Origin of the sequence: Acinetobacter sp. NPDC052428, from assembly GCF_044547685.1 — a bacterium.
GTDB classification, from domain to species: domain Bacteria; phylum Pseudomonadota; class Gammaproteobacteria; order Pseudomonadales; family Moraxellaceae; genus Acinetobacter; species Acinetobacter lwoffii_G.
Genome location: NZ_JBIUAT010000010.1, coordinates 1 through 19376, shown reverse-complemented (window position 1 = coordinate 19376; position 19376 = coordinate 1). Strand labels below are relative to the sequence as shown.

Below are 19376 nucleotides of genomic sequence, written 5' to 3'. Positions count from 1 at the left end.
TCCCATATTTATCTATTACAATTCTCGTAAAATATGAATAAACATACACTTTCTATTTATTTAAAAAAGCTCATAATGATCTGAATGGCACTTGACTCGCCAACGGAGAAGCACATGAAAGCATTTATCTTGGGAGATGAAATCAATCAATTTCATTGGTCGATGCTGAAATCTGTTCTTCTGGTTTTAAGCATGCTGCCGATCAGTCAGGGAATCGTCCATTTATGGCAGAGCACCGAAGGCAGCAGCCAGATTGTGGTGGCCTTTTTTGCTATCAGCTTGATGAGCAGTTTATTGGCACTGTGTTTCTGGTCAGCATTAAACGCGAGTGTAATTCGCATTCAGGCCGAGCAAAGCTCAGCATTTGAGCAGACACTGGTTAACCTGTATCGTCATGTGCCGATGCTGTCTCTTGCCAGCATGTTGTGTTATTTGGCTATACAATTTTAAGCTTGAAAGAGATGAAAAAACCGAGGCTATGACCTCGGTTTTTTATTGCCTTGAATGTTCCTCCCTTTCGTAAAGGGAGCTTAGGAGGGATTGATAAGATGCTATATTCAGGAATCCCCTAAGTCCCCCTTTGTAAAAGGGGGACTTGAAAAAATTACCGTCTAGATTTAAAGCTGACATCCACTTTACGTGGACGGAAGCGCCAGCCCACTAGCAAGAGTAGAACCGAGAAGATCAGGACCGGCCAGTCGCTGAGTTTCATATATAGCGTTTCACCCTGCATGGCTGGAAGTTCGCCACGTAATACTGCTTCCTGATCCATCGGGGCTTTTTTCACAATGTGACCATTGTGGTCAATAAAGGCGGTCACACCGGTATTGGTCGCCCGAATAAACCAGCGGCCATTTTCTTTAGCACGCATTTGCACCATCTGCAGATGCTGTAATGGTCCTGCCGTGCCGGTAAACCAGGCATCATTAGACACGGTCACCAGAAAATCACTTTGACTGGCATTGCGACGGGTCAAATTCGGATAAGCCACTTCATAGCAAATCGCAGAACCCAAAGGATGATTTTTTACATTCAATGGTTTTTGATGATCTGCGCCCCGGGTAAAACCACTCATGGATGGATCATTTTGCAGTGCCGGCAGAACCCAACTTAACCAGCCTGAAAGTGGAATATATTCACCAAAAGGAACCAGTCGTTGCTTCTTGTATAGCCCATCGGATTCATCTCCGCTGGCCATAATACTATTGTAATATTTTGGATAACCCGCAGCCTGTGATTCTGCTAAATCCCAATACGGAATGCCGGTCACCCAGGCCGTACCTGATTTTTCAGCCTGTACTTTCATGGCTTCCAGAAAGGCTTCAATATCAGTCTGGAACATGGGAATCGAAGATTCCGGCCAGACGATCAGATCGCGGCCCCATTCAGTTTTACTCAAATTGGCATAAATCAATAAGGTCTTCACCTGATATTCAGTCAGCCATTTCAAGTCTTGCGGAATATTACCCTGAATCAGAGAAACCGTTAAAGGCTTCTGATTTTTTTGCTCAACAAACGTCAGTTGTGCTGCACCCCAGGCACCGAGTAATAAAACTGCCGAAGGAATGGCCCAGAACAGGCGTCTATTAAGAATTTCAACCAGCGCACAGGCCAGAATGATCACCACGAAAGATACGCCAAACACCCCGAATAAGGGCGCATAAGCATCTAGGTAGCGTTCGGTAAAGGCATAGCCGGCGAATAGCCATGGGAATCCGGTAAAGACCCAGGTCTTGGACCATTCAAACAGCACCCACAGCGGGGCAAAGGTTAAAGGAGTTTCCGGGAAAAAGCGGCGATAGACAAACGTTTGAACGGCACTAAACAGACCCATCACCAGTGCCATAATCAGGATCATTACAACGCTGAGAAATGCACTGGTATCGCCATAGACATGAATCGAGGTATAGAGCCAGAATGCGCCGACAAACCACAAGCCGATCCCATAAGCCCAGCCAATGCCAAAAGCCTGTTTTGCTGTACGTCCGCGCAGGCAGGCATAGAGCAGTGCTGGAGACAGAATGGCCAGCCACCAGTAATGATAGGGGGCTAGTGCCAAACTAAAGATGGCACCTGCGAATAAGGCAATTAAAACAGGATAGATCAGCGGCAACGGTTTTTGCTGTTGATTAGAACTCAACAGCTTATCAAAATACGCTCTCATTGGCGCACGGCTCGAATTAGGTGAATCGAGCGTGAATCTGCCTCAAGAATGGTAAATTGCCAGTTTTCCAGTTCAATGGTCTGACCTTCAAGATCACTTACCAGACCAATTTCCTGTAATAACAAGCCACCCATGGTTTCCACTTCATCATCAGGGAAAGTCGCATCCAGCATATTATTGAAATACTCAATTGGGGTCAGCGCTTGTACCACCCAGGTATTGGCCGTAGTCGGATCATTGTCCGGAACAATGTAGTATGCTTCTTCATCAGCATTGTCATGTTCATCTTCAATTTCACCGACAATTTCTTCCAGAATATCTTCCAGCGTCACCAGACCCGAAGTCGTACCGTATTCATCAATCACCACCGCAATATGCGTCTGGGTATTCTTCAACATGCGCAAAACCTGATCGGAGCGGGCGCTTTCTGGAACAAACAAAGGCTGACGCATAAGCGCGCGAATATCGACTTTGGCCGTCGGTTCAGTTAGAAAAGGCAATAAATCCTTTGCCAACAGAATGCCGACTACATTATCGGTCTGATCGGAAGAAAATACCGGAAAACGTGAATGCGCAGATTCGACCAGCACATGCAGGATATCCAGCAGTTGGTCATCTTCCTGTAAGCTGATCATGGACGTGCGAGGCGTCATGACTTCACGAATTTTGGTTGCCGGGAGGTCAAGAACGCCCTCAAGCATGGCAACAGTATCGGGTTCTAAAAATCGACGTGAATCTTGTACTAATTTTAGCAGTTCGTCGCGAGTTTCGGGTGCAGTTCCCAGCCATTTGCGTAAGCCGCGCATACCCCACGACGGGCCTGATTCCTCGTGCATGATTTTTCCTGAAGACTCTTAATATCTAAAAAAACGTGGTTTTATCATACCGCAGAAAATACGCTTGTCTATTGTAAATATGATGCAGAGTCTTGATCATACGAGTCAGGCCTAATTTTGGAACTGGCCACGTATGCAAAGCAGCAATGTAATCGCAGCTTTATGCTAAAATATGGCGGTCTTTCCATCCTGAGTCTATCGATGTCCCCAACTGAAATTATTCCAAGTCTGCAATTGAATACCCGAGGTTTACGTTGTCCTGAGCCAGTGATGATGTTGCATCAGGCGATCCGTAAATCTAAGGCAGGTGATGTGGTTGAGGTGTTTGCCACGGATAATTCAACGTCGTGGGATATTCCAAAATTCTGTATGCATTTGGGGCATGAGTTGCTATTGCAGGAAGAACGTCTGGATGAAAATGGTAATAAAGAATTTCATTATTTAGTGAAGAAAGGCTAATAAATGAAAAAAATGCATAACTTTAAAGTTATGCATCTTAGTTTAATTAAAAAAATAAAGTATGGTAAATGCTATAATTTTGAAAAGTTGAAAATTATTAATAATGGAAAAATTAAAATACTTAATAGGAATATTTTTCCTTTTACTTGTTAATGTTACTGCCCGAGCTGAAGAAGTTTATGCAGTATCTGAGAATATTCGAGATTTAGATAATATAGAAAATCGTATTTTTAGAGATATAGATTTAATGATTTTTTTGCCCTCTGAAAATGAATGGAAAGCTCTACAAGGAATTGAATATTTATATTGCTCTGTAGTGGCTGATATTTTAGATGATAGAGACAATGCTAAGATTTTTTATAAAGATGGAATGGATTTTTTAGATTTTCATGCTAAAGAATTTGTAAGTGATAAATCTTCAATCAAACGTTCGATGATTTTAGAGAGAGTTGATCATATAGCATCGAAGTATTATTTTTTTGATCAAAAAGAGACTTTTAAAGGAGCACTTTTTGCGACTTTATTTAATAATATTGAAGATACATATGTATCAGTTGGACCTACTAGACACTTAGTAGCTTTAAAATTTAGGTCTTCGTATGAAAGACATTGTAAAAAATAAACCCGCTTTAAAGCGGGTTTATTTTTATCTCATATGAGAGATTACATATTTGGATAGTTCGGACCACCGCCACCTTCCGGTGTCACCCAGGTGATGTTCTGGGAAGGGTCCTTAATGTCACAGGTCTTGCAGTGCACACAGTTGGCTGCATTGATCTGGAAGCGTTTCGAACCGTCATTATTTTCCATGATTTCATAAACACCTGCCGGGCAGTAACGCTGTGCAGGCTCATCCCATTTCGGCAGGTTCACTTCCACCGGAATTGAAGCATCGGTGAGTTTCAGATGCGCTGGCTGGTTTTCTTCATGCACGGTATTCGATACAAACACTGAAGACAGACGGTCAAAGGTCAGCTTGCCATCCGGTTTTGGATAGTTTGGCTTGAAGCTTTCAGCTGCCTGGGTTTTTAGTGCAGCATGGTCTTGAACCAGATCGTGCAGGGTAAATGGCACTTTAAACACGTTCTGGTCGATAAAGTTAAAGGCACCCCCGATCCATTGACCGAACTTGTGCATTGCCGGGCCAAAGTTACGCGAGTTATACAGCTCTTCTTTCAGCCAGCTGTTGTTAAACTTGTCGGTATAAGCAGTCAGTTCTTTGACAAAGAAATCTTCGCCTTCCACTACACGCGCCACCGCCAGATCACCGCCTTTTTCTACACCAGCAGCAATCGCTTCAAACACCGCTTCACCGCAGAGCATGCCGGATTTCATCGCAGTATGTGAACCCTTGATCTTGGCAAAGTTCAGGAAGCCGGCATCATCACCAATCAAAGAACCACCCGGGAAGGTGAATTTTGGTAATGAGTTAAAACCACCTTTGGTCACAGCACGCGCACCATAAGAAATACGCTTACCACCTTCCAGATACTGCTTGATCAATGGATGGGTTTTCCAGCGCTGCATTTCCATGAAGGGATACATATGCGGGTTGGTGTAAGACAGATCTACGATCATGCCCAGAGTCACCTGGTTATTCTCAGCATGGTATAACCACCAGCCACCTGAAGAACCGGTTTCAGAAAGCGGCCAGCCGGCACCGTGCATCACCAGACCCGGTTTATGCTTGGCAGGATCGATTTCCCAAAGCTCTTTAATGCCGATACCGTAGTGTTGCGGATCAGCGTCCTTGTCCAGGTTGAACTTCTGGATCAGACGTTTACCTAAGTGACCACGACAGCCTTCAGCGAAAATTGTGTATTTGGCATGCAGTTCATAACCCGGGGTAAAGTTATGCGTTGGTTCGCCATCTTTACCAATACCCATATCACCGGTTTGGATGCCTTTGACTGTACCATCGGCATGATACAGAATTTCAGACGCGGCAAAGCCCGGAAAGATCGACACTTCCAGTTCTTCGGCTTTCTGGCCTAACCAGCGCACCACATTGCCCAGTGAAATGACATAGTTGCCATCGTTATGCATGGTTTTAGGCACCATCCAGTGCGGTGCTTCCTGTGATTTTTCATCTGAAAGCAGGAAGAAGGTTTTATCTTCAGTCACCGGGACATTCAGCGGGGCACCCTGTTCTTTCCAGTCCGGGAACAGCTCGTTCATGGCACGCGGTTCAAGCACAGCACCAGACAGAATATGCGCACCGACTTCGGAGCCTTTTTCTACGACACAAACGGACAAATCGTTTAAGTTGTTTTCAATTGCAAGTTGACGGATTTTGATCGCAGCAGAAAGACCCGCAGGGCCTGCGCCTACGATGACGACGTCAAACTCCATCGATTCACGTTCGATGTGTTCCATGTAGGACTCCTCATATTACTATTCGGTGGCAACCATAATCATATGATTGGGTGCTGCCATAAGTGTTCTTGGTTCCTAGACACAAAAATGCTGGTGTCTTTGATAATCTGGGCTAGTATAGTTTTAAAGCCGGTTTTAGCCAATTGGCTGAAACATATTATTTTTCCGTCATTAAGGTCTTCTTTTATGGATAAGCCAGTACCCAGCACAAATCCGACGAAAAAAGTAACTTATCCCGATGATAAAAATTTAATGGATATCGCACAATACTTAAAAGATGCACAGGGCAGTCACAAAAGGTCAATACCCCCTTTGGAGCAATGGCAGCCAAAGCATTGTGGCACAATGGATCTCAAGGTTTTAGCCAACGGCGAATGGTGGCACGAAGGTCAATTGATCAAGCGTCAGCCGATGATTGACCTGTTTGCAACGGTGCTCTGGAAAGAAAACGATAAATTCTATCTAAAAACACCAGTAGAAATGATTGAAATCGAAGTTGAAGATGAACCTTTATTTGTCAATCAGGTCGATCAGGTTGAGATCAATGGAGTGACTTATCTGCAACTGGGCACAACCACGCAAGACCTGATTATTGTCGATGCTGAACATCCAATCTTTATGCGTGAATACAAAGGTGAGTTGCGGCCTTATGTGCATGTGCGTTTTGGGATTAATGCCCTGATTCAGCGTGCGGCATTTTTACATCTGGTCGAGATGGGAGAGCTTGATGAAAATCCGGCAGGCGAAACCGTTTTAAGTTTGAAAAGTGGTGATTTAGACTTGCATTTGAGCACCTGAGGTTTAAGCTTGATCGCTAGAAATTTCAAACAAGCTACCTGCAACGTTATGAGCGCTATTCAACCAATTTCCCAGTTATTAGACCCGATGCCCAATGCCACGGCAGATGCGCCTATTGGCATTTTTGACTCAGGCGTAGGCGGCTTGTCAGTCGCCCTGGAAATTGCCCGCCATTTGCCTAATGAACGCTTTGTCTATTATGCGGATACTGCGCATGTGCCTTATGGCCCGAGAGATGATCAGGAAATTCGTGCCTTGACGGCTCAGGCGATTGAATGGCTTTATCGTCAAGGTTGTAAAGTTGCGGTGGTGGCTTGTAATACCGCTTCCGCTTTTAGTCTGGATTATTTGCGTGACTATTATGGTGAAAACTTTCCGATTATCGGTTTAGTACCCGCGCTTAAACCGGCGGTTCTGAATACCCAGTCGAAAACGGTGGCGGTATTGGCCACGCCCGCGACCTTCCGCGGCCAGCTGATTAAAGATGTCATTTCCCGTTTTGCTGAACCGGCTCAAGTCACAGTCCTGCCTGTGACCAGTCTGGATCTGGTGCCTTTTGTTGAGGCTGGAGAGCAGATGAGTGCAGCCTGTTTGCAGACATTAAAAGAGATTTTACAACCAGTTGTAGATCAGGGCGCTGATTATTTAGTATTAGGATGTACACATTACCCCTTCCTAAAATCGTCAATTCAGTATATTTTTGGTCAAAAGCTGACATTAATTGACTCAGGATTCGCGGTTGCAAGACAAACGGCCCGAATTTTAATTAAAAATGGGTTATTATTTGAGCATGAGTCTAAAGAAAGCGTGAAAATTGAATTGGTGGTGAGTGGGCAGAATGCTGAACAGCTCCGACCGATTTTGCAGCACCTGATTCCGGCCGATTTAAAATGGCAGGTCAGTAATATGAGTGCAGTTTAAAACTCATTTTTATAATTTAAAAAGAAAGATATTTTGATTCTGGGGTGGCCATATTGGGTAAAGAAGCATGTGATGATGCATTTTTTACGCAAATGTACAGGAGAAGAGGATAGCCCATGCTGGATAAACGGTACCAAGTGTTCATCTCAACCTCGGGGGCAGAAATGCAACCGGAGCGTATCATTCTGTCTCAAACACTGGTAGGAATGGGGTTTTTCTCGTGGGGACTGGAACAGCGTACACCGCTGAATACTGCATTTGCACGCCGCCAGATTGATGACTGTGATTATGTCGTGATTCTGCTGGGAAGCCAGTATGGGGAGCAGTCGGTATCGGGTGTCGGCTATATGCATCTCGAATATATTTATGCAGTGACCAAGCAAAAACCGATTATTGTGTTTATGCATGATGATCCGGCATCACGTGAAAGTGCATTGCATGATGCCAAACCGGAATTACAGGAAAAATTCAAGGAATTCCGTCAACTGTTACAGCAGGAAGTCGATCAGGTTTTTACTTACCGCAGCCTGCGCGATCTGGAAATGGCAGTGCGTTTTAACATGCCACAAATGCTGGAGCGCTATCCGGTGACCGGCTGGGTGCGTCCGCAAAACACCCAGGCGCTGCATGACGAGATTGATCAGCTGAAAGCTAAAGTGGCGCAACTGGAACGCGATGGCGGAACTGCAGAAGTCGATCCATTCCTGAGCCTGCCCAAAGTGGCGATGCATGAAATTTTTTCTTTTGAATACCGGATGCATGCTTATCAGGATGGTAATTTTAAAGAAATCAAAGTCCATAAAAAACTGACTTGGGCACAATTGTTGGCGTTATTGGGTTCAACTTTTGTCAATCCGACCCCTGAAGAGTTTTTCTCGAAGCGCATGAATGAATATCTGAATGAAACCGGTCTGCAGGATGCACGGGTGCAGATGCCGCGTGCGCATGCTGTCGCGCGTGCCCAGATGAATATTCGTGCCTTGCATAGTTTAAAAATTCAAATGCGCCAGAATGACTGGATTGTGCCATCCGGTCGTGATGACCGACAGCGCATGCTGTGGCAGATCACGCCAAAAGCGCAAAAGTTGCTGGACAGCAGCTTGCTGGATTTAGATCGCACTTTTCAATATAAGTCAGCGTATTAATCCATAGAGAGAATAAATAAAAAGCTGTTAAAGTACAGGGGTTGATATCCTGACGGACGAACTGAATGTATTCTCCTGCTAAAGCGAAAGTGACGATTATATTGGCAAACTTGGGCACACCAGATGAGCCTACGATTCCAGCGGTACGCCGTTTCCTCAAGCAGTTTTTATCTGATCAGCGTGTGATTGAAATTCCCAAACCGATCTGGCAAATCATTCTGCGCTTATTCATTTTGCCTTTCCGTCCAAAGCGGGTATCACAGGCCTATGCGCAAGTATGGGGACAGGATTCGCCGATGCGTGAAATTCTGTTTGAGCAGGTCGCAGCAGTCAAGACGCATCTCACCCAGCTTTATCCGCAGTTTGAACTGAATGTGGTACCTGCAATGACCTACGGCAATCCGAATATTCAGGATGTCTTGGCACAGGTCTCAGCGCAGCCACAGGAACACATGATTCTATTTCCCTTGTTTCCACAATATTCTGCCACTTCGACCGCACCTCTATACGATGCAGTGGCGAAATGGGTGGTGAAACAGCGCAATTTACCCGGTTTGACAGTGATCCGGGATTATTATCAACATCCTTTATTTATCCAGTCGCTGGCTCAAAGTGTACGTGATTATCAGACAATTCATGGTCAACCAGAGAAATTGTTGATGTCTTTCCACGGCATTCCACAGCCATATGCCGATAAAGGCGATCCTTATGCCGACCGTTGTCGCATCACGGGTAAATTGGTGGCGGAAGTACTAGGTTTAAATGAAGATCAATACGCGATCAGCTTCCAGTCGCGGTTTGGTAAACAGGAGTGGATCAAGCCCTATACCGATGTTTTACTTGAAGATTGGGCGAAGCAGGGGGTGAAATCCATTCAGGTGATGAGTCCTGCATTTTCTGCGGACTGTCTGGAAACGCTTGAAGAGCTGGCAATCGAAAATGCCGAGACTTTTAAAGCAATAGGCGGAGAAAGCTATAGCTATATTCCGGCATTAAATAGCCGTGAAGATCATTTGCGATTGCTCAACAGTCTACTACAGGCTAATCTGGATGCATTGACACAGATACTTGCCCATTAACTTGCCCGAGGTTTTTCACCCCATGTTACAAGTCAAAATTGTTCCAGTTACTGCATTTCAGCAAAACTGTTCCATCGTTTGGGATGCGGACACTAAAGAAGCCATTTTGATTGATGCAGGGGGCGAACCTGAAAAACTGAAAGCTGAAGTTGAAGCGCTGGGTTTAACGGTTAAAGCCTTGTGGCTCACTCATGGCCATCTGGATCATGCGGGTGCGGTGGGTGCATTAAAAAAGGCTTGGAATGTACCGGTGATTGGACCACATAAAGAAGATGCCTTCTGGCTCGACATGATTCAGGAAGTGTCTGCACGTTATGGCTTCCCGATTCCGGAAAAAGTCGAAGTGACCCAGTGGCTGGAAGGTGGTGAAGTACTCAAACTCGGCAATGAAGAGTTCGAAGTGCGTTTTGCTCCAGGCCATACGCCAGGTCACGTGATGTTCTATAACAAAAATTATGCCTTGTTATGGACAGGTGATGTATTGTTCAAAGGCTCGATTGGCCGCACTGATTTCCCGCGTGGCAATCATCAACAGCTCTTAGATTCAATTCAGCGTGAATGTTTCAGCCTGCCAGATGAAACCCAATTTATTTCAGGACATGGACCGGTCAGCACCATTGGTTTTGAAAAGCAGCATAATCCTTTTGTTGCAAGCCAAGCGGGTTAAAAGCGTAAATAAAAGACCAACATAGTTTGGTCTTTTATCTTTATTCTGAAAAGGGATTATTGCGAAGTTGTCGCGTTTGCATGTGTATGAGCCAAGCGGCAAAAGCAAAAAGCACACCCAATACAATAAATAAACTATCTTGTTGGAAAATGCCGACTCCCAACGAAAGAAGTGCGAGTAGACCAACCCCAATTAATATGACTCTTAAAATAATATAACCCATATTATTGCTCTAAAAATAATGTGAAAATTTAGAGTAGAACAATAATACTAAGGCTTTATGAAAGATGTTAATTCGTGTTGCTTTATCTAAGTAATTTTATAAAATTCATATGATTTATTTACTTAATTTCGACAAGATTGTACTTTCGGACATAAGTCTCGACAGGTAAGACATTTTATTCTTCGCTGTTGTCGGCTTGTGGTGCATCCTGGGTAGGCAAACTATATTCCTCATTGGCCCAGGCACCCAGATCAATCATCTTGCAACGTTCTGAACAAAAAGGACGGTAATCATTATCTTCCCAAGTGGCCAGCTTGCCACAGCGTGGACAGTTTAAAGTGGTAGGCATGGGACGACTCCAAAGAAAAATAAAGGTTCGATTAGGCAAATATAGCCGCACTTGTTAGACTTATGCGGTTTTTATTAGTTTGATCTGATTATGCCGATTCGTCAATTTCAAGCACAGCGTATGCATGCGCCCCGTGATTTTCAAAGCATCAGTCCTGAACCGGTCTGCGTCGAAGTGGGAGCGGGTAAAGGTAAACATGCCTTGTTATTCAGCAAGAACAATCCCGACACTCAACTGATTGCGATTGAACGTACCCGGGAAAAATTTCTGGCGATGCAAAAACAGCATGCTGTTGAAGGTCAAACCAATTTACAGACCGTTCATGCCGATGCTTTACCGTGGATCGTGCATGCACTGTATCCGGAGCAGGTAGAACAATTCTTTATTTTATATCCAAATCCTGAGCCGCATAATCCGGCGCAGCGCTGGGTCAATATGCCATTTTTTGAGTTCCTGCTTTCCCGCCTGAAAACCGGTGGAACGATTACGCTGGCCAGTAATATTCCTGCCTATATCGAAGAAGCAGAAATACAAGTGCGAGAGCTCTGGAAGCTACCTTTTGTCAAAGAAGTGATTGCTGCAGATTTGGCGCGTACCCATTTTGAAATTAAATATCTGGAGCGCGGTGAACTATGCCAGCAACTGATCATCAGCAAGCCTGAAATTTATGTGACACGTTTTGATGATTTCCAGCCTTTGCAAGGGCAGAATGCCACCGTCTCGGAATAATCAGATGAGCAAACGCATTGCTATTGTGGGCGCAGGCCCCGCAGGCTTAATGGCAGCAGAAGTGCTCAGTCAGTTTGATTATGAGCTGCATGTTTATGAGCAAAAACCGTCTGCTGCGCGTAAATTCCTGATGGCAGGCAAAACCGGTCTGAATATTTCCCATGCCGAGCCTGTGCCACAGTTTGTACAACGTTATGATCAGGTGGAGTGGTTGTCTCCCTGGATCAAACGCTGGGATGCGCTCTGGATTCAAGACTGGATGAAACAGCTCGGTATTGAACCTTATATCGGTTCGTCTGGCCGGGTATTTCCCACAGAGATGAAAGCCGCGCCCTTACTGCGTGCCTGGCTCAAACGTTTAGCCAGTGATGGCGTTCAGTTTCATTACCGGCATAAAGTCAGCCAGTTGCAGCAGCAACAGCTTGAGCTGCATGATCTGAAAAATAATGAACATCGCACTGAATATTTTGATGCCATTATTCTGGCTTGTGGTGCAGTGTCCTGGTCAGCATTGGGTAGTGATGGGGCATGGCAAGCCTGGCTGAAACCGGATGAAATTGAGCCATTTCAGGCCAGTAATGCTGGAGTGGAATATCCTTGGTCTCGGTTTATGCAGCCAGTTTTTGGTCAACCTTTAAAGCGTGTCGAGGCATGGGTTGGGCAAGGTGAAAAAACCATTGGCGATATCGTGATCAGTCATTATGGTCTGGAAAGTGGTCTGATCTATAAGCAGGGTCGTGGCTTACGCGAGCAACTAAAACAGGGGCAGCCTATGCAGCTGCATCTGGACCTATTCCCAAATCAAAGCATCGAACAGCTTGCACAAAAATTACAGCCAAGTAAGAAGCAGTCTTTAAGTAATGTCTGGCGTAAAGCCGGATTGGACGGTGCCAAGGCAGCTCTAGTACGGGAGCTGGTGGCCAAAGCATTATGGCAAGACGCTCATGAATTAGCCAAAAAAATTAAACATTTGACTATTCCACTCACAGGTTTCCGCCCGATTGAAGAGGCGATTAGCTGTGCAGGTGGTGTCAAGCGTGAAGTGTTGTCAGAACAGCTACAATTGAAATCTAACCCGCATGTATTTCTTTGCGGAGAAATGCTGGACTGGGATGCACCGACAGGCGGCTATCTGCTGACCGCCTGTTTTGCCACAGGGCGTGCAGCGGGTGAAGGCGTGCATCAGTTTCTGACAGCAGATTAAGTCATTTCTGGCGCTTCTGCTGAGATTCAGGCTCAGCAGAACAGGTCTTGCTCATCCACGCTGTTTTCAAACTGCCAGTTCAGCTTAGATTATTTTTGTATTTGATCTAAGCTGTGTGCCAATCTAGCCTCCTAGACTATTCCTTCACTTGCCGGGAAGCGGGTTCTTTCTTGGCGAGATCTGGATATTGCGAACGCCAGCGTTCCAGCTGTTCTTGGGCGTGTAGATATTTCCCTAGACCTTTGACATTCTCACTGGCTTCATTCACGGGCGCAGCTTGAGTCTTGGGAGTATTGAGTAATTTGTCCTGATGTTCCCAGTACTGATACATCAAGCCCTGAATATAGCGGCCCTGTTCGGTTTTCAGTTCTAAAGCCTTTAACATATTCAATGCTGACTGGACATGATCACGCTGACGTTGCTGGACAAATTCTTCTGTCATATTTTCATCATCGCGCATGCTGTTCAATTCTTTTTCCAGGTCACTACTCATTTCCTGAAAGCGCTGTTCATAATCTGTCAATGCGGCAATATCATGCGGATCATCAGCAGTTTTAGGGAAGTCTTTCAGCGGCTCAGTTTTCAGTTCCTGCATGACTTGATCTGAAGCTGTATTATCTGTTATCGCTTCAGTCGGAGTTTCGGTCGTTTTCTGGTCACATGCCATCAGCAGCATGGCCGCAGCGAACAACAGCGTTCGTGTCATTCCTGGTATTTTATGCATGATCGCCTCCTGTTTTTAATTACTTTTCTTGAACACATAAATATGGGTGACATAAGGAAAATCGATCATTTCCTCTGCGCTTTTGGCTGTATATTGCTGGATGATCTGTTCAAATTGTTGTTTTAACTGTGCTTGTTGCTGTACCGGCATGGCTGCAATAAAACTGGTCGAGAGCAGCCGTTTCGATACCACCTGCTCGACACTGCCATGCTGTTGTTGGGTCATTGTGGTTTCTGCATAAGGCTGAAATAGCGTTTGCTGTGCAAAGACCTTGCGCCAGGCGCCACTATGATAGCGTGGCGTATCGCCTTCCAAGGGGGCAATACAATCGGCCAAGGCCTGAACCCAGTCTGCCCGAGTATCGCGCTGATTCAAGATTAACACCAGATAACCCTGCGGTTTGAGTACCCGGTCTAATTCTTGTAAGGTAGCAGAATCGGCAAACCAGTGAAATGACTGTGCACAAAATACCGCATTCAGGCTATGATCGGGCAAGGGAAGTTGATGGCTAACGCCTTCAAGAGCATGAATGTCCGGATGCGCCTGTTTTAATTGAGCCAGCATTTCCGGGACAGGATCAATTGCGATAATGTGCTTACTGAGCGGGCGTAAATAGGGGATAAACTTGCCGGTGCCGCTGCCCAAATCCAGAAGATGCGCATCTACAGGCAAAGCCAGCGTTTCACTCAGCCATTGGCTGATTTCTGCCGGATAATCGGGACGCACTTGCTGATAGAGCTCAGCCGACGCACTAAAACCCCGTTTTGCTGCAGGATGTAATGATTGTGTCATATTTTGCGCTTTTTAATCTTTTTGATCGATATAAAATAGCATATTCACTTTTTTGACAGCGTTCATTGACTGAATTGTTGTGGAAGGGTTCGATTTACCAGCACGGGAAAGTTATGGACAAGCAGATTGTTTTTGAAGATGAACATATACGCGCGATTTTTATGCCGGGATCTTCTTCAGAACTAATTTTTTCATTTGGCGATTTGATTACCCGTGCCAAGGGCCTCAACATCAATGCAGAAAAGTCACTGGCGAAATTCGAGTTTAATGTGCTTGGCATTATGCCCAAGCATAAATCCTGGTTTCCGCAAGGTTCCATGTGGAACATGTTGCAAGCCATCGCAGATCTGATTGAGCCGTTTCAGCAGCGTATTGCCTATGGCGGTTCGATGGGCGGCTATGCTGCGATCAAGTATTCCCGTGCCTTGGGCGTACAACGGGTGGTGGCGATGGTGCCGCAATACTCGATCGATCCGGAAGATGTACATGATGCCCGTTATAACATGTTCTATCAGCCAGAGCTGAATACAAATATGCGGGTTGCAGCCGAAGATATCGACCCTGCGTGTGAATATATTATTGTCTATGATCCTTACTGTGCCGAAGATCGTGCCCATTATCTGAAATTAGAGGCGCTGATTCCGCATCATCATGTGCTGCATTTACCTTTTACCGGACATGATGCGATCGCAGTTTTGGCCAGTTCCGAATTGCTCTATGACTTTTTGGTGCATGAATATGAGCCAAGCTATTTCTATCAGAAAATGCGCCGGGTCAAGAAAAACAGCAAGTTCTATTATCGCAAGGTGATTGAAAATGTCTTGCCACGACACCGCATGGCTTTGGGACACATTCTGAAAAATAACGATCTGCAACTGGATAACCAGTTTTTTGATGCCAGCCAGAAACAGGTGATTTTGCGGGAACTGTTACGCAATAAACAGGTTGATCAGCATGACCTGCTCAAACTGGGCATTCATGTGAATTTGCCGCAGGAAAATCGTCAGTTGCTGTTGGACCAGTATGGGCATGGTCTGGTATTTAATGTCATCAGCCATAAAATCGAAAGTTATGCAGAAGGTGCAATTGCCCTGAACCATAAATTCCTGATTCCAATTTATGCCAAAGGTAATGGTTTATTGAGTATTAACCTGAATGATGAACGTTATCTGGTGGTGATGAATGACCGGCATATCATGAAGCTGATCAAGGAACAGGATGAACTCAGTCTGGGCATGCACCCGATTTTAATGAAGCGCTATAGTGATTTTTATATGTTTAGCTATAAGCAGCTGAATCTGAGTACCAATGAATATGGTGCTGCTGCTTTTATCGACGATAGTGACAAAAATACGCAGTTTGTGACGCACAGTGAGACAAATTAACTGAAAATTTTAATAAAAAACAATTACTTGACTTGTTATGGGCTTGGCATAATATAGAGATAAGCGGTATAAATAATAAACCAATTATATCGTTCCCGATGGTTGAAACGAAGAAGGGGATCTCTATGATGCAAGCGACTCGGATGATGCAAGTATGTTTTATCTTCGGTTTGGTTCTACCCAATCTGGCGCATGCAGAAACTGTGCATCCTGCAGTGATTATGGTCAGTGCATCCGTCATTTTTATGATTATTCTATCCGTGTATGTGGTGTATCGAATCCGCAAGTCATTACGTAACTATATGGATAAACCGCTGGATTAATTGTTCCAGTGGAAACAGGTTGAAAAGCCTTAATGACTTGTTTTAAATGACACACATAAATTGTCAAACAGGATTGAGGGAACAGCCATGAAAGCCGTTTATTTAGACTATGCTTCTTTAGACCAGCAGGATTTGGACTTTCAGGCACTGCATGCCGCATTTGATCCACTTGTTTTGTATCCGGCGACCTCGGCTGCCGAGATTGTATCCCGTGTAGCTGATGTCGATGTCATCATAACCAATAAAGTCGTGATCGATGCAGCTACCATTCAACAATGCCCTGAGCTTAAACTCATTTTAATCTCTGCAACCGGTACCAATAATGTCGACCTTACGGCGGCCAAAGCACGTGGGATCGTGGTGTGTAACTGTCAGGCCTATGGTACTTCGGCAGTCGCGCAGCATACGATCATGTTGATGCTCAATCTGGCGACTTCATTCTTGTCGTACCAACGTGTATTAGAACAAGGCGAATGGCAAAAAGCCAGCCAGTTCTGTTTGCTGGATGCGCCGATTGTCGAGCTGGCCGGAAAAACACTAGGCATTGTCGGTTATGGCGAATTGGGTCATGCGGTGGCGAAACTGGCCGAAGCCTTTAGCATGAAAGTTCTCATTGCTGTGCTGCCAAACCGTCCGGCGGATGCATCGCGTGTGCCATTTGCCGAGCTGCTTGCTCAAGTCGATTTTCTCAGTCTGCATTGTCCACTCACTGAGGATACCCGACATTTAATCAGTCATGCTGAACTGGATGCAATGAAAAGCAGTGCATTTTTAATTAACTGTGCGCGTGGTGGTATTGTCGATGAAGCTGCTTTGGCTGAGGCTCTGCGTGCATGCAAGATTGCCGGTGCTGCGACGGATGTTCTAACGGTAGAGCCACCGAAACAGGGTAATGTGCTACTCGATCCTACAATTCCGAACCTGATTGTGACACCACATAATGCCTGGGGCAGTGTCGATGCAAGACAACGCATTGTGGATCAGATGGTGGAAAATGTAGAAGCATTTAAACAAGGTCAGCCGATCCGACAGGTCAATTCATAGACCGCGTTGATACAAGGTAATAGTTTTATTTTCTAAAAATAAAAAAGCCCATTACGGGCTTTTTTTATAAATCGGTTACCGCATAACTGGTGGCTGAACCTGAACCAGATTGAGGCTGCATTTTTGGGGTGGTTGTTTGCTGTGGGGCAGCAGAGGGCTCACTTAAAGGCTGCTGAACAATAGCCGCCTGCTGTGAATTGCCACGCCAGACTTCTTTGGTCTGCTGGATTTTCTGACCGGTTTGCTGGGCTGCCTGAGTTGCACCCTGATCTACTTTTTGCAGTGTTTCCGAGGTTGCAGATTTGGTATTGCTCCAGGCCCGGTCTACCCCCGGCTTGATTTTGGCAATGCCTTTTTCCGTTGCTTCACCGACTTTCTCGGCGGTATTAATCACGCCTTCTTGTGCTTTATAGGCAAACACATGCAGCAAGTTCGGATTTTCACCATAGGGTTTAACCGGTTTGGCAGACTGAGTCGTGGTTTGTGCGAATGCTGGAACAGAAAGCATTAAAGCTGTCGTTAAAATAATTGGGGTTTTGATATTCATTATGGATCGACCTCGAATTCGTCTAAGTGCGGTCTGAGTTTGTTTTTCAGTGTAACGGATAATTGGTCAAAAACAATGAATATCCTGTGAAGAGTGCAGAGCTTTCAGGTTGATCTGTGCCGAAATATTGTAATTTTTAAAGAAAGGGCAGTAGAAATTAGCCCAAGTGTCGAATTGATTTTTAGCAAAATAAAAGCCCTGTTCTTAGACTAGAAACAAGGCGATCTTTTTAATCACATTGTGTCAGGGCATCTTTGGCGAAATGTTCGCGTAAGCTGACAAAGTTCTTCTGTACCCCTGCATCGTGCAGGTCAAATTTTTGTGCAGTGCTAGTACCGTCGCGCTGGAAAGTCGCTGAGCCGGCATCGATTAGAGTCATACCTTTAAATGACCATTGTTCAATGACACGGTTATTGCCAATATCACCGGTGAATTCAATCACGCATTTGTCGAGGAATTTGGTCAGTTTTGCCTTGTTGTTGGTGGTAGCTGGAACAACTTCGAGGTTTTGGACTTCCTGTAAGACGCCAACCTGAAGCTGTGGGATTTTTGGTGCAGATGTACAAGCTGTAACTGCGATACTCGCAAGACCAGTCAGAATGAGTGTTTTAAATTTCATATGATTCTTTCTTGTTGAGTGTTGTTAGGTTGAGTATAGGGAATCGGTTAGAAAATGACTATAGCTCAATGATTAACGATTCCAATCCTGCGTACGAATACGACCAGTTTGATAATAAATTGAGACTAATTCAATAAAATTTTTAAAGTCGGAATTTTCATTTAAAATTCGATTTATTGATTGCCAATCCACTTCTGGTCTCCGGCGAGCAGGAAGCAAAATTTCGCTTTCAGTAGGATTTTCAGGAATTAAAATTATTACACCAATACCATGGAGGGCTGAGAGCATACGAAGTTCTTCTTCAACTTCATTGGTAGAAATTGAGGTCGCAACTAAATATCCTTCATTTGCCCAACTAGAATTACTTACTGCTTGGAAAAAACTACTTCTAATATTTGAGTTATTTAGTTCTTTTTTTACCTCGAATGACCAAAGTCGAACATTTTGTCCAGAACTATGCTTTACACAAGTTTTAACTAGATCATTCCATTTATTATCTAATGCTTGCATTGCCACAATATCTGGATGTAGCCATTGATTACCATTTTGTCCTCTAGTATTTGATGATCTTTTTTCATCAATTCTTAATGTAAGCAAATTGAGTTCTTGGGATAGGTATTCTATCAATACAGGATATAAGTCATATTCTGAAAATATTTTTTCTTGAATCGATGGGGGATTATTGTCTTCTGCATCAATAATTAATGAATTATGGAAGTCAATTCCTTTTACTGGTGAAAGATTTGAAGTTGGTTCATACCAATATTGGCGTGGACTTGGTTTTTCTTGATATTTTACACAAGGTGAACCGTACCGGGTTTGTCGGAGACTTTTTTATTTAAGTTAGGCCACCTGACCTAACGGGTTAATCTTATCATAGTACATTGCTTCAAACTCAAAAGGCGATACATAACCCAGTGCACTGTGTACACGCTTTTTATTGAACCAATCTACCCAGTTTAGTGTCGCAAGTTGTTCATCCGCGAAACCTT

24 protein-coding genes are annotated in these 19376 nt (G+C 44.6%); 13 read left to right on the top strand and 11 right to left on the bottom strand.

Annotated features, from left to right (window positions below; genetic code table 11):
• Nucleotides 1-114: 114 nt before the first annotated feature.
• Complete coding sequence (locus ACIG3F_RS07850) at nucleotides 115-450, top strand: hypothetical protein (RefSeq protein WP_396469763.1); 336 nt, start codon at nucleotides 115-117, stop codon at nucleotides 448-450.
• 154 nt (nucleotides 451-604) lie between these two features.
• On the opposite strand, the gene lnt is transcribed toward ACIG3F_RS07850, so the two are convergent.
• Complete coding sequence (gene lnt, locus ACIG3F_RS07845; protein WP_071850476.1) at nucleotides 605-2164, bottom strand: apolipoprotein N-acyltransferase; 1560 nt, start codon at nucleotides 2162-2164, stop codon at nucleotides 605-607.
• Nucleotides 2161-3000 carry an HlyC/CorC family transporter gene (locus tag ACIG3F_RS07840; protein WP_004278564.1) on the bottom strand — a complete coding sequence of 280 codons (840 nt, stop codon included), beginning with the start codon at nucleotides 2998-3000 and terminating at the stop codon, nucleotides 2161-2163. Before ACIG3F_RS07840 ends, lnt begins: the two co-directional genes overlap by 4 nt.
• Before the next feature lie 201 nt (nucleotides 3001-3201).
• Here ACIG3F_RS07840 and tusA point away from each other — a divergent pair, with 201 nt between their 5' ends.
• Both tusA and ACIG3F_RS07830 read left to right on the top strand, forming a co-directional pair.
• Entirely contained in the window at nucleotides 3202-3459 is a 258-nt protein-coding gene (gene tusA / locus ACIG3F_RS07835) for a sulfurtransferase TusA (RefSeq protein ID WP_004278563.1), read from the top strand.
• A 103-nt stretch (nucleotides 3460-3562) separates the two neighbouring features.
• Nucleotides 3563-4081, top strand: coding sequence for a hypothetical protein (locus ACIG3F_RS07830; protein WP_004278562.1), 519 nt, complete (start codon nucleotides 3563-3565; stop codon nucleotides 4079-4081).
• Nucleotides 4082-4122: 41 nt separating this feature from the next.
• Here ACIG3F_RS07830 and ACIG3F_RS07825 read toward each other — a convergent pair whose 3' ends face one another.
• Nucleotides 4123-5835, bottom strand: coding sequence for a 4Fe-4S dicluster domain-containing protein (locus ACIG3F_RS07825; RefSeq protein WP_396469762.1), 1713 nt, complete (start codon nucleotides 5833-5835; stop codon nucleotides 4123-4125).
• Between the two features lie 186 nt (nucleotides 5836-6021).
• Here ACIG3F_RS07825 and ACIG3F_RS07820 point away from each other — a divergent pair, with 186 nt between their 5' ends.
• From ACIG3F_RS07820 to ACIG3F_RS07800, 5 genes are all read left to right on the top strand, one after another.
• Nucleotides 6022-6633, top strand: coding sequence for a DUF1285 domain-containing protein (locus tag ACIG3F_RS07820; protein WP_004278560.1), 612 nt, complete (start codon nucleotides 6022-6024; stop codon nucleotides 6631-6633).
• A 48-nt stretch (nucleotides 6634-6681) separates the two neighbouring features.
• Nucleotides 6682-7554, top strand: a complete 873-nt coding sequence (murI, locus tag ACIG3F_RS07815; RefSeq protein WP_396469761.1) for a glutamate racemase — start codon at nucleotides 6682-6684, stop codon at nucleotides 7552-7554.
• A gap of 116 nt (nucleotides 7555-7670) precedes the next feature.
• Nucleotides 7671-8699: a DUF4062 domain-containing protein gene (locus ACIG3F_RS07810; protein ID WP_005267549.1), complete on the top strand. Its 1029-nt coding sequence runs from the start codon at nucleotides 7671-7673 to the stop codon at nucleotides 8697-8699.
• Between the two features lie 65 nt (nucleotides 8700-8764).
• Nucleotides 8765-9778, top strand: coding sequence for a ferrochelatase (gene hemH / locus ACIG3F_RS07805; protein ID WP_005267547.1), 1014 nt, complete (start codon nucleotides 8765-8767; stop codon nucleotides 9776-9778).
• A gap of 22 nt (nucleotides 9779-9800) precedes the next feature.
• Nucleotides 9801-10445, top strand: a complete 645-nt coding sequence (locus ACIG3F_RS07800; protein WP_005267545.1) for an MBL fold metallo-hydrolase — start codon at nucleotides 9801-9803, stop codon at nucleotides 10443-10445.
• A 40-nt stretch (nucleotides 10446-10485) separates the two neighbouring features.
• Here ACIG3F_RS07800 and ACIG3F_RS07795 read toward each other — a convergent pair whose 3' ends face one another.
• Entirely contained in the window at nucleotides 10486-10668 is a 183-nt protein-coding gene (locus tag ACIG3F_RS07795) for a hypothetical protein (protein ID WP_004278555.1), read from the bottom strand.
• A 175-nt stretch (nucleotides 10669-10843) separates the two neighbouring features.
• A complete protein-coding gene (locus ACIG3F_RS07790; RefSeq protein WP_005267541.1) occupies nucleotides 10844-11017 on the bottom strand; it encodes a DNA gyrase inhibitor YacG in 174 nt (57 codons plus the stop codon).
• Nucleotides 11018-11101: 84 nt separating this feature from the next.
• Here ACIG3F_RS07790 and ACIG3F_RS07785 point away from each other — a divergent pair, with 84 nt between their 5' ends.
• Together ACIG3F_RS07785 and ACIG3F_RS07780 are read left to right on the top strand one after the other, a co-directional pair.
• On the top strand, nucleotides 11102-11746 hold the full coding sequence (locus ACIG3F_RS07785; protein WP_396469776.1) for an SAM-dependent methyltransferase: 645 nt from the start codon (nucleotides 11102-11104) through the stop codon (nucleotides 11744-11746).
• Between the two features lie 4 nt (nucleotides 11747-11750).
• Nucleotides 11751-12950 (top strand): TIGR03862 family flavoprotein, encoded by a 1200-nt coding sequence (locus ACIG3F_RS07780; protein ID WP_005267536.1) that lies wholly within the window; start codon nucleotides 11751-11753, stop codon nucleotides 12948-12950.
• Between the two features lie 136 nt (nucleotides 12951-13086).
• Here ACIG3F_RS07780 and ACIG3F_RS07775 read toward each other — a convergent pair whose 3' ends face one another.
• Together ACIG3F_RS07775 and ACIG3F_RS07770 are read right to left on the bottom strand one after the other, a co-directional pair.
• Nucleotides 13087-13674, bottom strand: a complete 588-nt coding sequence (locus tag ACIG3F_RS07775) for a hypothetical protein (RefSeq protein ID WP_005267534.1) — start codon at nucleotides 13672-13674, stop codon at nucleotides 13087-13089.
• A gap of 15 nt (nucleotides 13675-13689) precedes the next feature.
• On the bottom strand, nucleotides 13690-14466 hold the full coding sequence (locus ACIG3F_RS07770; RefSeq protein WP_396469760.1) for a class I SAM-dependent methyltransferase: 777 nt from the start codon (nucleotides 14464-14466) through the stop codon (nucleotides 13690-13692).
• A 113-nt stretch (nucleotides 14467-14579) separates the two neighbouring features.
• Between ACIG3F_RS07770 and ACIG3F_RS07765 the strand changes: the two genes are divergently transcribed.
• The 3 genes from ACIG3F_RS07765 (at nucleotide 14580) to ACIG3F_RS07755 (ending at nucleotide 17218) form a co-directional block, all read left to right on the top strand.
• Nucleotides 14580-15851 (top strand): hypothetical protein, encoded by a 1272-nt coding sequence (locus ACIG3F_RS07765; RefSeq protein WP_005102952.1) that lies wholly within the window; start codon nucleotides 14580-14582, stop codon nucleotides 15849-15851.
• Nucleotides 15852-15976: 125 nt separating this feature from the next.
• Nucleotides 15977-16174 (top strand): hypothetical protein, encoded by a 198-nt coding sequence (locus tag ACIG3F_RS07760; protein WP_005102954.1) that lies wholly within the window; start codon nucleotides 15977-15979, stop codon nucleotides 16172-16174.
• Between the two features lie 87 nt (nucleotides 16175-16261).
• Nucleotides 16262-17218: a 2-hydroxyacid dehydrogenase gene (locus ACIG3F_RS07755; RefSeq protein ID WP_396469759.1), complete on the top strand. Its 957-nt coding sequence runs from the start codon at nucleotides 16262-16264 to the stop codon at nucleotides 17216-17218.
• A gap of 64 nt (nucleotides 17219-17282) precedes the next feature.
• Here ACIG3F_RS07755 and ACIG3F_RS07750 read toward each other — a convergent pair whose 3' ends face one another.
• The 4 genes from ACIG3F_RS07750 to ACIG3F_RS07735 form a co-directional block, all read right to left on the bottom strand.
• A complete protein-coding gene (locus ACIG3F_RS07750; protein ID WP_005102957.1) occupies nucleotides 17283-17765 on the bottom strand; it encodes a hypothetical protein in 483 nt (160 codons plus the stop codon).
• 229 nt (nucleotides 17766-17994) lie between these two features.
• Nucleotides 17995-18384: a hypothetical protein gene (locus ACIG3F_RS07745; protein ID WP_004278545.1), complete on the bottom strand. Its 390-nt coding sequence runs from the start codon at nucleotides 18382-18384 to the stop codon at nucleotides 17995-17997.
• Between the two features lie 72 nt (nucleotides 18385-18456).
• A complete protein-coding gene (locus ACIG3F_RS07740) occupies nucleotides 18457-18981 on the bottom strand; it encodes a hypothetical protein (RefSeq protein ID WP_212749449.1) in 525 nt (174 codons plus the stop codon).
• A gap of 246 nt (nucleotides 18982-19227) precedes the next feature.
• Nucleotides 19228-19376: IS3 family transposase (locus tag ACIG3F_RS07735; protein ID WP_396469775.1), on the bottom strand; the 149-nt coding region annotated here is incomplete at its 5' end.

Bases quoted from the DNA above. Each gene is read 5' to 3' on its own strand.
- ACIG3F_RS07760 (WP_005102954.1), top strand. From the start codon at position 15,977: ATGATGCAAGCGACTCGGATGATGCAAGTATGTTTTATCTTCGGTTTG.
- hemH (WP_005267547.1), top strand. From the start codon at position 8,765: ATGTATTCTCCTGCTAAAGCGAAAGTGACGATTATATTGGCAAACTTG.
- murI (WP_396469761.1), top strand. From the start codon at position 6,682: ATGAGCGCTATTCAACCAATTTCCCAGTTATTAGACCCGATGCCCAAT.
- ACIG3F_RS07765 (WP_005102952.1), top strand. From the start codon at position 14,580: ATGGACAAGCAGATTGTTTTTGAAGATGAACATATACGCGCGATTTTT.
- ACIG3F_RS07800 (WP_005267545.1), top strand. From the start codon at position 9,801: ATGTTACAAGTCAAAATTGTTCCAGTTACTGCATTTCAGCAAAACTGT.
- ACIG3F_RS07830 (WP_004278562.1), top strand. From the start codon at position 3,563: ATGGAAAAATTAAAATACTTAATAGGAATATTTTTCCTTTTACTTGTT.
- ACIG3F_RS07750 (WP_005102957.1), bottom strand. From the start codon at position 17,765: ATGAATATCAAAACCCCAATTATTTTAACGACAGCTTTAATGCTTTCT.
- ACIG3F_RS07795 (WP_004278555.1), bottom strand. From the start codon at position 10,668: ATGGGTTATATTATTTTAAGAGTCATATTAATTGGGGTTGGTCTACTC.
- ACIG3F_RS07850 (WP_396469763.1), top strand. From the start codon at position 115: ATGAAAGCATTTATCTTGGGAGATGAAATCAATCAATTTCATTGGTCG.
- lnt (WP_071850476.1), bottom strand. From the start codon at position 2,164: ATGAGAGCGTATTTTGATAAGCTGTTGAGTTCTAATCAACAGCAAAAA.
- ACIG3F_RS07775 (WP_005267534.1), bottom strand. From the start codon at position 13,674: ATGCATAAAATACCAGGAATGACACGAACGCTGTTGTTCGCTGCGGCC.
- ACIG3F_RS07820 (WP_004278560.1), top strand. From the start codon at position 6,022: ATGGATAAGCCAGTACCCAGCACAAATCCGACGAAAAAAGTAACTTAT.
- ACIG3F_RS07755 (WP_396469759.1), top strand. From the start codon at position 16,262: ATGAAAGCCGTTTATTTAGACTATGCTTCTTTAGACCAGCAGGATTTG.
- ACIG3F_RS07770 (WP_396469760.1), bottom strand. From the start codon at position 14,466: ATGACACAATCATTACATCCTGCAGCAAAACGGGGTTTTAGTGCGTCG.
- ACIG3F_RS07810 (WP_005267549.1), top strand. From the start codon at position 7,671: ATGCTGGATAAACGGTACCAAGTGTTCATCTCAACCTCGGGGGCAGAA.
- ACIG3F_RS07825 (WP_396469762.1), bottom strand. From the start codon at position 5,835: ATGGAACACATCGAACGTGAATCGATGGAGTTTGACGTCGTCATCGTA.
- ACIG3F_RS07745 (WP_004278545.1), bottom strand. From the start codon at position 18,384: ATGAAATTTAAAACACTCATTCTGACTGGTCTTGCGAGTATCGCAGTT.
- ACIG3F_RS07840 (WP_004278564.1), bottom strand. From the start codon at position 3,000: ATGCACGAGGAATCAGGCCCGTCGTGGGGTATGCGCGGCTTACGCAAA.
- ACIG3F_RS07780 (WP_005267536.1), top strand. From the start codon at position 11,751: ATGAGCAAACGCATTGCTATTGTGGGCGCAGGCCCCGCAGGCTTAATG.
- ACIG3F_RS07790 (WP_005267541.1), bottom strand. From the start codon at position 11,017: ATGCCTACCACTTTAAACTGTCCACGCTGTGGCAAGCTGGCCACTTGG.
- tusA (WP_004278563.1), top strand. From the start codon at position 3,202: ATGTCCCCAACTGAAATTATTCCAAGTCTGCAATTGAATACCCGAGGT.